This is a genomic window from Acidimicrobiales bacterium (genome assembly GCA_016794585.1).
Taxonomy (GTDB): domain Bacteria; phylum Actinomycetota; class Acidimicrobiia; order Acidimicrobiales; family DATDAH01; genus JAEUJM01.
Genome location: JAEUJM010000026.1, coordinates 222,888 through 235,651, shown reverse-complemented (window position 1 = coordinate 235,651; position 12,764 = coordinate 222,888). Strand labels below are relative to the sequence as shown.

Annotated in this window: 11 protein-coding genes; 5 read left to right on the top strand and 6 right to left on the bottom strand. The window is 73.2% G+C overall.

From position 1 onward, the window contains the following. Positions 1 to 275: 275 nt before the first annotated feature. Genes JNK12_13675 through JNK12_13665 form a run of 3 tightly spaced genes read right to left on the bottom strand, consistent with a single transcriptional unit; the run spans position 276 to position 4,174 of the window. Positions 276 to 1,490, bottom strand: a complete 1,215-nt coding sequence (locus JNK12_13675; protein MBL8776986.1) for a hypothetical protein — start codon at positions 1,488 to 1,490, stop codon at positions 276 to 278. Between the two features lie 22 nt (positions 1,491 to 1,512). Next, positions 1,513 to 3,156 (bottom strand): hypothetical protein, encoded by a 1,644-nt coding sequence (locus JNK12_13670; GenBank protein MBL8776985.1) that lies wholly within the window; start codon positions 3,154 to 3,156, stop codon positions 1,513 to 1,515. A 16-nt stretch (positions 3,157 to 3,172) separates the two neighbouring features. Next, positions 3,173 to 4,174: an NAD(P)H-dependent glycerol-3-phosphate dehydrogenase gene (locus JNK12_13665; protein MBL8776984.1), complete on the bottom strand. Its 1,002-nt coding sequence runs from the start codon at positions 4,172 to 4,174 to the stop codon at positions 3,173 to 3,175. Between the two features lie 58 nt (positions 4,175 to 4,232). Between JNK12_13665 and cofC the strand changes: the two genes are divergently transcribed. Then, positions 4,233 to 4,790: a 2-phospho-L-lactate guanylyltransferase gene (gene cofC / locus JNK12_13660; protein ID MBL8776983.1), complete on the top strand. Its 558-nt coding sequence runs from the start codon at positions 4,233 to 4,235 to the stop codon at positions 4,788 to 4,790. 62 nt (positions 4,791 to 4,852) lie between these two features. Then, positions 4,853 to 5,593, top strand: a complete 741-nt coding sequence (locus tag JNK12_13655) for a PIG-L family deacetylase (protein MBL8776982.1) — start codon at positions 4,853 to 4,855, stop codon at positions 5,591 to 5,593. A 117-nt stretch (positions 5,594 to 5,710) separates the two neighbouring features. Here JNK12_13655 and JNK12_13650 read toward each other — a convergent pair whose 3' ends face one another. Both JNK12_13650 and JNK12_13645 read right to left on the bottom strand, forming a co-directional pair. Then, positions 5,711 to 6,352, bottom strand: coding sequence for a hypothetical protein (locus JNK12_13650; protein ID MBL8776981.1), 642 nt, complete (start codon positions 6,350 to 6,352; stop codon positions 5,711 to 5,713). Positions 6,353 to 6,471: 119 nt separating this feature from the next. Then, positions 6,472 to 8,271: an amidohydrolase family protein gene (locus JNK12_13645; protein ID MBL8776980.1), complete on the bottom strand. Its 1,800-nt coding sequence runs from the start codon at positions 8,269 to 8,271 to the stop codon at positions 6,472 to 6,474. A 172-nt stretch (positions 8,272 to 8,443) separates the two neighbouring features. Between JNK12_13645 and JNK12_13640 the strand changes: the two genes are divergently transcribed. From JNK12_13640 to JNK12_13630, 3 genes are read left to right on the top strand one after another with little or no spacing between them, the layout of a single operon-like run. Beyond that, positions 8,444 to 9,709 carry an amidohydrolase gene (locus JNK12_13640; protein MBL8776979.1) on the top strand — a complete coding sequence of 422 codons (1,266 nt, stop codon included), beginning with the start codon at positions 8,444 to 8,446 and terminating at the stop codon, positions 9,707 to 9,709. Positions 9,710 to 9,726: 17 nt separating this feature from the next. Continuing rightward, entirely contained in the window at positions 9,727 to 10,284 is a 558-nt protein-coding gene (locus JNK12_13635; protein ID MBL8776978.1) for a hypothetical protein, read from the top strand. 48 nt (positions 10,285 to 10,332) lie between these two features. Beyond that, complete coding sequence (locus tag JNK12_13630) at positions 10,333 to 11,094, top strand: VOC family protein (protein ID MBL8776977.1); 762 nt, start codon at positions 10,333 to 10,335, stop codon at positions 11,092 to 11,094. A gap of 3 nt (positions 11,095 to 11,097) precedes the next feature. Here JNK12_13630 and JNK12_13625 read toward each other — a convergent pair whose 3' ends face one another. Then, positions 11,098 to 12,744 (bottom strand): fumarate hydratase, encoded by a 1,647-nt coding sequence (locus JNK12_13625; protein ID MBL8776976.1) that lies wholly within the window; start codon positions 12,742 to 12,744, stop codon positions 11,098 to 11,100. Between the last annotated feature and the right edge of the window lie 20 nt (positions 12,745 to 12,764).

Below are 12,764 nucleotides of genomic sequence, written 5' to 3'. Positions count from 1 at the left end.
GCCGGTCAGTCCAGAGCGGCAGACGACTCGGACCCACCACCGAAGCCCCCCACCACCGACCCCCCGCCCCCCGCTGAGGACCGGTAGGCCCGATACGTCCACCCGGCGGAGGACCCAGCGCGCGGGAGTCGGCGACCGACAGGGAGCCCGACGGGGGCGTCGGCGGAGCGACGGTTTCGCCGAGCCCCGCGCCGCAGGCGCCCCCGCGACAGCGTCAGGAGCGAGCCGACGAGCCCGGCGGGCGACCGGGAAAGCAAGCGACGACGTGCGTGCGCTCAGTCCGGAAGCGCAGAGGGCTCGTCGGGGCTGGCGCCGAAGTGGTCTTCGATCCACTCTCTCCCCACTTCCCGCCGCAGGCGCGCCTTCTCGAGGAGCGAGTCGTGGTCGACGTCCTGCTCGCGGCGGAGGCGCCACAGCCGCACGCGGCCGATGTCGCGGAGGGTGTGGCTGCGCAGGGAGCGCAGGTTGAGGGTGGGATCGTCGCGGAGCACGTTGCGCATCTCCTCGGAGATGACCACCGAGCCGGGGTAGGCGATGCCGACGATGCGGTTGGCGAGGTTGACCACCGGACCGTAGATGTCGCCGTCCTGCTCGATGACCGAGCCGAGGGCGAGGCCGACCCGCACGTCGGAGAGCGCCTCGTCCTCGCGGAAGGCGTCGGCGAGATCCAGGGCGACGTGGGCGCCGCTGACGGGGTCGTCGACCGTGAAGAGCACCTCGTCGCCGATCATCTTCACGACCCGACCGCCGAGGCCGGCGACGGTGTCGGTGGCGACGGACTCGAAGCGGGCCACGAGGTGGGCGAGCTCCTGCTCGGGGACCTGCTGGCTGAGGGCGGTGTAGCCCACGAGGTCGGCGAAGCCGACGACGACGGCGCCGCCCTCGGTGTCGCGCACCCGCAGGAGCTGGCGGCGGGCCTCGTCCTGGAGGTGGCGACGCCAGACGTAGTCCATGATGCGCGGCATCACGTCGAGGATCAGCTCGGTGCGCTCGAGCAGCGGCGGGCCCACGACGATGTCGGGGTCGATCTCGCCGGCCTCGGCGAGCTCGACCAGCTCGGCCGCCTCCGCCGCCTCGGTGGTGACCCGGCTGGCCAGCGCCGCGATCTGGGCGTTGGCCACTCGAGACATGGACGAGCCGATGACGCGGGCCATCTGGAGGGCCAGGTCGGGCTCGACCACGCCCTCGGAGATGGTGTTGGCCGCGATGTGCATCATCTCGAGGTCGACCTTGGTGAAGGCCTCCTCGCCGTCGAGGGGGTCGGGGAAGCCGAGGGCCCGCCAGAAGTGGGCGACCTGGTCCTCGGGCAGGCCGACCTGGCTGGCCACGTCGGCGGCGGCGAACTGAGGACGCTCGTCGAACACGAGATGCTCGATGGCGAGCAGGGGCAGGGTGCCCTCGCGCTCGGCCTCGGCGATCTCGGCTTCGGGCACCTTCTTGGCCTCGAGCACCTCGCGGATGGTGCGCTGGCTGCCCCGCCCGAACCTCATGGGCACGTTGTACCCCACCGCATCAAGAGAACGACCCCGCCAAGTTCGGGGGTGGAGCGGGCTCGGCCAACAGCGCCTCGCCACGGGGCTCGGTGGTGGACCACGACGGGTCGAGGGCGGGGGCGCGGAGGGTCAGGCCCGCCGGCACGGCGCGGCCCTCGGGCGGCTGGAGGTCCCAGAGCAACGCCGGACGGGCCCCGTGCCAGCGCACCGCGCAGGAGAGCGATCCGAAGCGGGTGGGCGCCTCGTGCACCTCGACGGACTGGCCGAGCCAGGCCGAGGGGAAGCCGGCGAACAGGTCCAGGGATGGCCCGGTGCCGGCGCGGGACGAGTGGTCGACGAGACCCGGCCGGACGCGGGCGAGGAGCGCGGCCGCCGGGACCGCGTACCGGAGCCCGACGCCCTCGCCGGCGGGGCGCGGCCCGCCCGAGGGGGCGTCGGCGGCCGCTTCGCCATCGCCGGTGTCGGTGCCGAGGACGGGGCCGGGGGCCACCAGACGATCGAGCGGCTCGACCGGCGGGGACGCCGGGCGACGTTTCGCGGCGGCACGCTCGGACACTGCGGCGGCGTCGGGCTGGTCGGCCGCCCGCAGCAGGGCCGCGGCGGCCTCGAGGGCATCAGCGGCACCGGGCTCGTCGTCCTTCGCGGCCCGGTGGGCGGCCTTGGCCACGGGCCCGGCGACGCGCTCGCCCAGCTCGGCACCGACGTGCGTGCCGGCCAGCGCGCCGAGGGCCCGCAACACGGCCACGGTGACCTGTCGGCCGGCGGCGCCACGGCCGAAGCGGCCGTTGAGGTGCTGGCGGTCGAGCAGCTCGCCTGCGACCCCCCATGCCTCGTCGACGAACCCCTGGTGGGCGAGCGCCTCGAGCAGCGCCGCCAGCTGGTCCGAGCCCGCACGGTCGAGCGTGCCGCCCGCAGCGAGGAGCACCTCGGCGCGGGCGAGGTCGACCGCGGCGGTCAGGCGCTCGTCGGGGAGACGTAGGGCGACGCCCCGGTCGAGCTGGGCCCGCCAGCCGCGCGCCACCTGGTCGGCCTCGGGGGTTTCGCCCACGGCGTCTTCGGCCGCGCCCGCTGCGTCCGCGCCCGTTTCGTCCGCGGTCACGAGGGTGGCCCGCAGCCGTGCGGTGTGGGCCAACGGGAACAGCAGGGCGACGACCGGCGCCTCGACCGCGCCGGCGGGCTCGACGGCATCGCCGGCGAGGACCCCGGTGCGCACGGTGGCGACGTCGACCCCGCAGAACACCCGTGACGGTGGCCGGGCGAAGCGCACGGTCGCCGACCCGTCGAGCACGGCGACCGATCCGTCGACGCGGACCGCTCCGGCGTGCAACACCACGGCCAGGGCGAAGGGCAGGGTGGTCTCGTTGGCCACCTCGAGAGCGACGAGGTCGTGGGCGACTCCCGCGAGACGGGCGCCGTAGGCCCGCGCCACCGCGTCGCCGGTGGGGATGCGCATCGCGGTCTCGACCACCGGGGTGGCGTCGACGAGGCGCCGACGCACGGCCGCCTCCTCGCCGGCGAGGTGCCAGCGGTCGTCGGCGCCGGCCCACCAGTCGATCGACCAGGCGCCGTCCAGGTCGTGGACGCCACCGTGGCCGTCCACGACCGCGAGCGGTCCGCCGTTGGTGGTGCCGACGCAGGTGAGCGGCCCCGAGGGCACGCTCATCGGGGCATCGGGACGGTCACGAGCGGTGGAGCTCGTGCTTGACCTCGTGCTTGAGGAGACCCCGGTAGGCGGCCTCCGGCGAGGTGCCCTGATTGCACACGAGGTCCATCTGCTCGGCGATCGGCATGTACACGTCGTAGTCGCGTGCCAGCTCCATCACCACCTTGGTGGTCTTGACGCCCTCGGCCACCATGTGCATCTCCTCGATGATCTCGTCGAGGGAACGTCCCTTGCCGAGCTGCTCGCCGACGTGGCGGTTGCGGCTCTGCGGGCTGATGCACGTGGCCACGAGGTCGCCCATCCCCGCGAGGCCGGCGAAGGTCTCGGCCCGCCCGCCCATGGCCACCCCGAGGCGGGTGAGCTCGGCGAGTCCCCGCGTGATCACCGCTGCCCGGGTGTTGTCGCCGGTGCCGAGCCCGTCGGCCATGCCCGCGGCGAGGGCCATGACGTTCTTCAGCGCCCCGGCCAGCTCGGAGCCCACGACGTCGTCGTTGAGGTAGACCCGGAAGAGGTTGCTGGTGAAGACCCGTTGCAGCTCCTCGCCGATGCCGGGGTCGGACATGGCGATGACCGCAGCGGCGGCCGAGCCGGCGAGGATCTCCTTGGCCAGGTTGGGGCCGGTGAGCACGCCGTAGGGGTGGCCGGGCAGCACCTCGTCGATGAGCTGGGTCATGCGCAGGCGCGAGCCCTGCTCGAGGCCCTTGGACAGGCTCACCACCGGCACCCACGCCCGGAGGTGGGGCATGATCTCCTCGAGGGTGGCGCGGAACCCGTGCGAGGGAACCCCCATCACGATCACGTCCGCCGACGCGACCGCTTCGGCCAAGTCGTCGGTGGCGGTGAGGTCCGGGTGCAGGTCGTAGCCCGCGAGGTAGCGGCTGTTCTGGTGCTGCTCGTTGATCTCGGCGGCCACGGCAGGATCACGCGCCCACACGACGGTGGGCACGTTGTGCGCGGCCAGGTGGGCGACCGTGGTCCCCCACGATCCGGCGCCGATGACGGCGACGCAGATGTTCATGCGGCGATCTCCCTCTCCGGGCGGCCCCGGACGCGCCAAACCGTAGACTGCCGCGCTCATGGCCGCGGTGGTGCTGGTCCCGGTGAAGTCGTTCCACGAGGCCAAGCTGCGTCTCGCCCCGGCACTCCCCGCGCCCGACCGCGCCGCCCTGGCCCGCTCGATGGCGGCGAAGGTGCTCGCCGCCGCCGCACCGCTCGATGCCTGGGTGGTGTGCGACGACGAGGAGGTGGCCGCGTGGGCCCGCGCCGAGGGCGCCGACGTGCTGCTGTGCCCCGGCCGTGGCCTCAACGGCGCGGTGGCCGACGGGGTCGCCCACCTCGACGGCCTCGGCTTCGACCAGGTGATCGTGGCCCACGCCGACCTGCCCCTCGCCACCACCCTCGACTTCCTGGCCGACACCGCCGGCGTCACCCTCGTCCCTGACCGCCACGAGGACGGCACCAACGTGGCCTGCGTGCCCGCCGGCGCCGGTTTCGAGTGGGCCTACGGCGCCGGCTCGTTCGCCCGCCACTGTGCTGAGGCCGAGCGCCTCGGGCTGGACCTGCGCATCGTGCGCGACGTGCCTCTCGGCTGGGACGTCGACGTCCCCGCCGACCTCTCGGTGCTCTCCCCGTGACCCTCTGGGACGGCGAGGACACGGCCGCTGCAGACCCTCCGGGCAGCCGGCCGGAAGCGACGGTGAGCGCCAGCCGAGACCTGTCCACGCCGGCCCGGGCCCTCGCCATCGCCGCCCACCCCGACGACGTCGAGTTCCAGTGCGGCGCCACCCTGGCCAAGTGGGCGGCGGCGGGCTGCGTGGTCCACCACCTCATCTGCACCGACGGCTCGAAGGGCACGTGGGACGTCGACGCCGATCTGGCCGCTCTGGTGGTCACCCGCCAGGCCGAGCAGCGCGCCGCCGCGGCGGCCCTCGGCGCCACCGGCGAAGTGGTCTTCCTGGGGTGGCCCGACGGTGAGCTCGAGCCCGGTCTGCGCCAGCGCTGGGAGATCGCCTACTGGATCCGGCGCCTCCAGCCCGACGTCGTCCTCGGCCACGACCCGTGGAAGCGCTACCGGCTGCACCCCGACCACCGCGCCGCCGGACTGCTGGCGTGCGACGGCGTGGTCGCCGCCCGGGACCCGCACTTCTTCCCCGAGCAGGCCATCCCCCACCACCGGCCGACGGCGCTCTTGCTGTTCGAGGCCGACGAGCCCGACCACGCCGAGACCGTGGCGGTCGAGCACGCGGTGGCCAAGGTGAACGCCCTGCTCGCCCACGAGAGCCAGTTCGAGACCACCATGCGCATCGACCTCGACAGCGAGGCCGCCTCCGCCGAGCGGGCCGCCTTCCACGACCGCATCCAGCGCGAGCTGGCCGAAGCCGGCGCCGCCCACGGAGTCGAGCGCGCCGAGACCTTCAAGCTCATCGACGACCTCTGACCCTCCCCCTCGCCCCACGTTCCGCCGAACTCGACGCAATGCCTGTCGGATTCCGACAGCTATTGCGTCGGGTTCGAGGGAGCGAGGGCCGAGGGATCCGTGTGAGTGAGCGGCGCCTCAGGCGTCGCGGCGGGCGGCCATGCGGGCCTGGATCTCCTCGAAGTCGACCCGGATGAACAGCGCCTCGGCCTCGGCGGTGAGGAGGTCGCCTCCGCCGGCGTGGCACGTGGCCTTGGCCACGATGCGCTTCCCGTCGTCGGACTCGATCCAGGCCGCGAAGCGCAGCTCCTCCTCGACCGGGGTGATGTGGCGGTACCGCACGGTGAGGCGGCCGGTGACGCCGGGATCGCGCACGTAGCCCTGGGCGGCGCCGAGGATGTCGTCGAAGAGGCCGGCCACGAAACCTCCGTGCACGCCGTGGGGCGGGCCCTCGTAGGCCAGGTTCAAGGTGACGTGGCCCACCTTCACCCGGGAGCCGTCCGAGCGCACCTCATCGGTGAGGACCAGCGGCGGCGCCACCGGGTTCTCGGTTCCCCGGAAGGCGCCGTGGGCGAGGAAGGGGCTCACCGGGTCGTCGATGGCGGTCTGGATGCCGGTGCCGTCCATCAGCCCGTCGTACCAGCGCTCCCGGCGGGGACCGTCGAGCAGCGCCCGCAGTTCCCGGGCCAGGGCGAGGGCGTGCTCCTCCTTGCCCGCCGGCACGGTGTTGGCCGCCAGCTCCCCGATGATGCTCCGGACCTCGTCGGCGAGCTCGCGCATGGGACCCGTTCTAGCCCGTGGCGCGGAGGCGCTACGACGACGAACCGGATGCCGAAGGCGCCCCGAGGGACGAGGAGCCAGTGTGGGACCGGGGTACGTGGCGGAGCGGAGCGGAGCCGCTACGACGACGAACCGGATGCCGAAGGCGCTCCGAGGGACGAGGAGCCAGTGTGAAGGCTGACGGTCTCGGTGTCGCGGCCGGAGCGCAGGAGGGTGCCGGGGCGGGCGTCGGTGAAGGTGGCGCCGGGGCCGACGATCTCGACGCCGTTGACGAGCACGTGCTCGACGCCCTCGGGCTCGGAGTAGAGGCGGGCGGCGCCGGCCGGGAGGTCGGCGCGCATGCCGACCGGGCCGGGGGCGATGCGGTCGGGATCGAAGACCACGACGTCGGCGATCCAGCCCTCGGCGAGGCGCCCGCGCCCGGTCAGCCCGTAGAGGCGGGCGGGAACGTCGGTCAGCTTGTGCACGGCCTCCTCGAGACCCATGAGCCCCCGGTCGCGCACCGAGTCGCCGAGGAACGCCGTCGTGTAGTTGAAGGTGGCGATGAAGTCGAGGTGGGCGCCGGCGTCCGAGGCGCCGAGGATGACCCGAGGGTCGCGCCACGTCTGCGCCCGCAGCGCCCAGCTGTCCTCGTCGTCGCCGCTCTGGGGCGGGAGGATCACCGTGCGCAGCCCGTCCTCGACCACGATGTCGAGCAGCGCGTCGAAGGGCTCCTTGCCCTGTTCCTCGGCGATGTCGCCGACGAGGCGCCCCTCGTGGCGCTTGGTCTCGTCGGTGAAGGCCTCCTCGACGGTCATGCGGTGCCACTGGGCGATGCGGGCGAAGGGGCCGGCCTCGGGGCTGTTCACCCCGTCGAGCAGACGCCGGCGCACCTCCGGGTCGGCGAGGGCGGCGAGCTTCTCGTCCGCCGGGAGGGTCATCACCTTCGCCCAGCCGGGGAACGTGTCGAGCAGGAAGCCCGTGAGGAAGCACAGACGGATGCGCATGAGGTCAGGCACGGTCAGGGCCAGGACGCGGGCACCCCGCTCGGCGGCCCGGTCCGAAGCGGAGAGGCGCTGGGCGACGTCGTCGGCCGAGCGGGCGTTGGCGGCCACAAGGACGTTCCAGTTGAGGGGCCGGTCGGCGGCGAGGGACATGTCCGCCATCAGGTCCATGTGCTCGTCGGCGAACGGGCCCACCGTGGGGATGAACTCGAGCGCCGTGCCCGGGTGGTCGCGCAGCACCGAGCAGAGGCGCACGAGTTCGTCGTGGGTGGCGTGGCGGGAGGGCACCGGGTCGCCCTCGCCGTCGCTGTGGGTGGTGGCCCAGGACGACGAGAAGCCGAGCCCGCCGGCGGCGAGGCCCTCGGCCAACAGGGCCGCCATGGCGTCGACCTGCTCGTCGGTGGCCTCCTCCCCCACTGCGTCGTGGCCCATGACCGCACGACGAAGCGCCGAGTGCCCCACGAGGAAGCCCGCGTTCACCGCGAGGGTGCCGTCGAGGCGGTCGAGGTACTCGGCGGTGCTGCGCCAGTCCCACGGCACGCCCTCGGCCAGCGACTCGAGGGGCATGCCCTCCACCCGGGCCAGCATCCGCATCAGGTACTCACCGTCGGCGGGGTCGCCGCTCAACGGGGCGATGCTGAACCCGCAGTTGCCGGCCACCACGGTGGTGACGCCGTGGAGGGGCGACGGGCTGAGGGTCGGGTCCCAGAAGGCCTGGGCGTCGTAGTGCGTGTGCAGGTCGACGAACCCCGGGGCCACGACCAGCCCCTCGGCCTCGATGACCCGGGCGGCGTCCCCGGCGGCCACGGCATCGTCGAGGCCGCCCGGCTCGACGACGGCGGCGATGCGCCCGCCCTCGATGGCGACGTCGGCGGGCCGACGCTCGGCCCCCGTCCCGTCCACCAGCACGCCCCCTCGGATGACCACGTCGAACATGTCGATCCCCCTGTGTCGGTGGCGGTTCGGGGCCACGGACCCCTGCCGACGTTACCGTCGGCGGCGGTAGGGGTCTCCGTCGCACCGCGAGTCCACGCCGGCACGGCCATCGGTCGGCGCTCAGGGCGGCAACGGCCCACACCCCTCGGGCTGACCGTTACCGTTGGCGGCCATGGGGGACTCCGCCGCACCGGGCCAGGCCGCCACCACGGGTGCGCCCGACCCCGTCACGGGCCTGCTGCCCGACCCCGAGCCGGGGCCGGTCCACTACACGGTGATCTCGGTGGACGACCACCTCGTCGAGCCCGCCGACCTGTTCGACGGTCGCCTCCCGGCCCGCTTCGCCGATCGTGCGCCCCACGTCCGCGACACCTCCAAGGGGCACCAGGTCTGGGAGTTCGAGGGCAAGGTCTTCCCCCAGCTGGGCCTCAACGCCGTGGTGGGGCGGGACCGCAACGAGTCGGCCATCGAGCCCCGCCGCTTCGAGCACATGCGGCCGGGCTGCTTCCGCATCGACGACCGGGTGCGTGACCAGGACCTCGCCGGCATCTGGGCGTCGCTGAACTTCCCGTCGCAGATCACCGGCTTCTGCGGCACCGTCTACGCCAAGGCCGAGGACCCCGAGCTGGGCCTCGCCGTCACCCGAGCCTGGAACGACTGGGTCCACGACGCCTGGTGGCAGCCCCACCCCGAGCGCACCATCCCCCTCGGGATCACCTGGCTGGCCGACGCCGAGCTCGGCGCCGAGGAGGTGCGCCGCAACGCCGAGCGGGGCTTCCGGGCCGTCACCCTGCCCGAGAACCCCCACAAGCTCGACCTGCCGTCGGTCCACTCCGGCTGGTGGGACCCGATCCTCGCCGCCTGCGAGGAGACCGACACCGTCGTCTGCCTGCACGTGGGGTCGTCCGGGATGATGCCCATGCCCCTGGACGCCCCCATGATCGAGCTCGGCGCCACCCTCTTCGGCGCACTCTCCCTCGACGCCTGCGCCAACTGGCTGTGGTCGGGGGTGCCCGTGCGCTTCCCCGACCTCAAGATCGCCATGTCCGAGGGCGGCATCGGCTGGATCCCCATGCTCGTCGACCGCCTCGACTACATCGTCGGGCACTCCGGCCACGGCCGGAAGGCCTGGCGGGCGCTCGGCACCGACCTGTCCCCCAGCGACGTGCTGCGCCGCAACTTCTGGTTCTGCACCATCGACGACCCCACCTCGCTGGCCGCCGCGCAGCAGGCGGTCGGCACCGAGCGGCTCATGGTCGAGGTCGACTACCCGCACGCCGACTCGACGTGGCCCGACACGCAGTCGTTCCTGCACGATCGGCTCTCGGGCCTCCCCGACGCCGACGTGGCCGCCATCACCTACGCCAACGCCGCTTCCTTGTTCCGCTGGCCGCTGCCGCCCGACCCGCTCCCGCCACTCCCCCCGTCCCCCACCTGACCTGCCAGGAGACCCCCGTGCACCGTCCCGACCTCGACCACCTCCCGGTGCCGTCGCTCGCGTCGCTCCAGTCCTCCCTCGACGCCCTGCCCGCGCTGTCGGAGATCCAGGCCAACCTCTCGGCACTCGCCGAGCTCCAGGCCAACCTCCCGGCGCTCCCGTCCCGGTCCTCGCTGCCGGTGCTCCCGCCCGTGCCCCCCTGGGTGCCGATCACGCCGTTCCAGGCCAAGGTCACCCTCATGTCCCTTCGCTCGCTCATCGGGGTGTTGGGCTGGCTGGCGCCCAACTTCAGCGCCTGGCTCTTCGGCATCGACCCGGCCCGCAACCCGTCGGCTCCGTACCTCGGCCGTCTGTTCGCGGCCCGCGAGCTCGCGCTCGTCGCCCCGCTGCTCGTCGAGGACGTGGACGTGCAGCGCCGCTCCCTGCACGTCGGCATGGCCGTCGACACCGCCGACGCGGCCGCCTCGGTGGCCGCCGGCGTGCGGGGCACGCTGCCCAAGCGGGCCGCGGTGATGACGTTCCTCACCGCGGCCGCCGCCGTCGTTCTCGGCTGGATCGCCGCCTCGGACACCTGAGCGCGGATCCCGGGCACACGGGCGGCCTGCCCGCGGTAGGAAGGTCCCATGCTGCGCTTCGAGAACATCATCGTCGACGCCCGGGACATCCGGGCCGCCGCCGATTTCTGGCGACAGGCCGTCGGCTGGGTGGTCACCTTCGACGACGGTGAGGAGATCTGCATCAACCCGGGCGGCGGCGATCCGAACGACGCGGCGACGTGGCCGTTCCCGGACATCGCCTTCGAGCCGGTCGACGACCCCGACGCCCACCGCCAACGGGTCCACCTCGACCTGGCGAGCGCCTCGGTCGAGGAGCAACGGGCCACGGTCGAGCGACTGATCGCGCTCGGCGCCACGCCCGCCGACGTCGGCCAGCCCGCCGACGCCCCCTTCATCGTGCTGGCCGACCCGGAGGGCAACGCCTTCTGCGTGCTCGATCCCCGGGAGGAGTACACCGGCACCGGCAGCCTCGCCGCCGTCGTCGTGGCCGCCGAGGACGCCAACGCACTGCGGGACTTCTACGCGGCCGCCACCGGCTGGGACCTCGTGCGCGACGAGCCCGGCTACGTGGCGTTCCGCGACCCTCGGGGCACCGGCCCGTTCCTGGAGCTGATCACCCGAGAGGGCCTCGATCCCGCCGATGACCGCAAGAACCGCATCCACCTGGACTTCTCACCCCGGCAGGACGAGGACCAGACCGCTGCCGTGGACCGGCTCGTCGCCCTGGGCGCCCGCCGCGTCGACGTCGGCCAGGGCCCCGACGTCACGTGGGTCGTGCTCGCCGACCCCGAGGGCAACGAGGTCTGCGTGCTCTCGCCCCGTGAGTGACCCTCAGCGCTTGGCGGCGATGTCGACGGGGCGGGTGACGGCGGCGAAGAAGTCGTTGCCCTTGTCGTCCACGACGATGAAGGCGGGGAAGTCCTCGACGTCGATCTTCCAGACCGCCTCCATGCCGAGCTCGGGATACTCGAGCACCTCGACGTGGCGGATGCAGTCCTGGGCGAGGCGGGCGGCGGGGCCGCCGATCGAGCCGAGGTAGAAGCCGCCGTTGCGCTTGCAGGCGTCGGTGACCTGCTGGCTCCGGTTCCCCTTGGCCAACATCACGTGGCTACCGCCGGCGGCCTGGAACTGCTCGACGTAGGAGTCCATGCGCCCGGCGGTGGTGGGGCCGAACGAGCCAGAGGCGTAGCCGTCGGGGGTCTTGGCCGGGCCGGCGTAGTACACGCAGTGGTCCCGCAGGTACTGGGGCATCGACTCGCCGGCGGCGAGGCGCTCGGCGATCTTGGCGTGGGCGATGTCGCGGGCCACGACCATCGGGCCGGTCAGCGACAGGCGGGTCTTCACGGGGTACTTCGAGAGCTCGGCGCGGATCTCGTCCATGGGCCGGTTCAGGTCGATGGCCACCACCTCACCGCCCTCGGCGGCCTCCTGGTGGGCCAGGTCGGGCAGGAAGCGGGCCGGGTCGCGCTCGAGGTCCTCGAGGAAGATGCCGTCGGCCGTGATCTTGGCGAGGGCCTGGCGGTCGGCCGAGCACGAGACGGCGATGGCGACCGGGCACGACGCGCCGTGGCGGGGCAGGCGGATCACCCGCACGTCGTGGCAGAAGTACTTGCCCCCGAACTGGGCGCCGATGCCCGTCGTGCGGGTGAGCTCGAGGATCTCGGCCTCGAGCTGCGGGTCACGGAAGCCCCGGCCCAGCTCGTTGCCGGTGGTGGGGAGCGAGTCCAGGTAGCGGGCCGACGCGTACTTGGCGGTCTTCAGCGCGTACTCGGCCGACGTGCCGCCGATGACCACGGCGAGGTGGTAGGGCGGGCAGGCGGCGGTGCCGAGCATGCGGGTCTTCTCGTCGAGGAAGCGCATCAGGCTGGTGGGGTTGAGGACCGCCTTGGTCTCCTGGAAGAGGTAACTCTTGTTGGCCGAGCCGCCGCCCTTCGCCATGAAGAGGAACTTGTAGGCGTCGCCGTCGGTGGCGTACAGCTCGATCTGGGCGGGGAGGTTGGTCCCCGTGTTCTTCTCCTCCCAGACCGTCAGCGGAGCCATCTGGGAGTAGCGCAGGTTGGCCTCGGCGTAGGTCTGGGCGATGCCCTTGGAGAGCGCCGCTTCATCGTTGCCGGCCGTGAGCACGTTCTGACCCCGCTTGCCCATGACGATGGCCGTGCCGGTGTCCTGGCACATGGGCAGCACACCGCCGGCGGAGATGTTGGCGTTCTTCAGCAGGTCGAGAGCCACGAAGCGGTCGTTGGCCGACGCCTCGGGGTCGTCGAGGATGCCGGCGAGCTGCGCGAGGTGGCTCGAGCGCAGCAGGTGGGCGATGTCCCACATGGCCTCCTTGGCGAGGAGGGTCAGTGCCTCGGGCTCGACCTGGAGGAAGGTGCGCCCGGCGGCCTCGACGGTGGACACCCCCTCGGTGCTCACGAGGCGGTACTCGGTGTCGTCGCGGCCGAGGGGAAGGAGGTCCTGGTACTCGAATTCGCTCACGTCGCCACGCTACGGCGTCC

Bases quoted from the DNA above. Each gene is read 5' to 3' on its own strand.
- JNK12_13675 (MBL8776986.1), bottom strand. From the start codon at position 1,490: ATGAGGTTCGGGCGGGGCAGCCAGCGCACCATCCGCGAGGTGCTCGAG.
- JNK12_13670 (MBL8776985.1), bottom strand. From the start codon at position 3,156: ATGAGCGTGCCCTCGGGGCCGCTCACCTGCGTCGGCACCACCAACGGC.
- JNK12_13665 (MBL8776984.1), bottom strand. From the start codon at position 4,174: ATGAACATCTGCGTCGCCGTCATCGGCGCCGGATCGTGGGGGACCACG.
- cofC (MBL8776983.1), top strand. From the start codon at position 4,233: ATGGCCGCGGTGGTGCTGGTCCCGGTGAAGTCGTTCCACGAGGCCAAG.
- JNK12_13650 (MBL8776981.1), bottom strand. From the start codon at position 6,352: ATGCGCGAGCTCGCCGACGAGGTCCGGAGCATCATCGGGGAGCTGGCG.
- JNK12_13645 (MBL8776980.1), bottom strand. From the start codon at position 8,271: ATGTTCGACGTGGTCATCCGAGGGGGCGTGCTGGTGGACGGGACGGGG.
- JNK12_13640 (MBL8776979.1), top strand. From the start codon at position 8,444: ATGGGGGACTCCGCCGCACCGGGCCAGGCCGCCACCACGGGTGCGCCC.
- JNK12_13630 (MBL8776977.1), top strand. From the start codon at position 10,333: ATGCTGCGCTTCGAGAACATCATCGTCGACGCCCGGGACATCCGGGCC.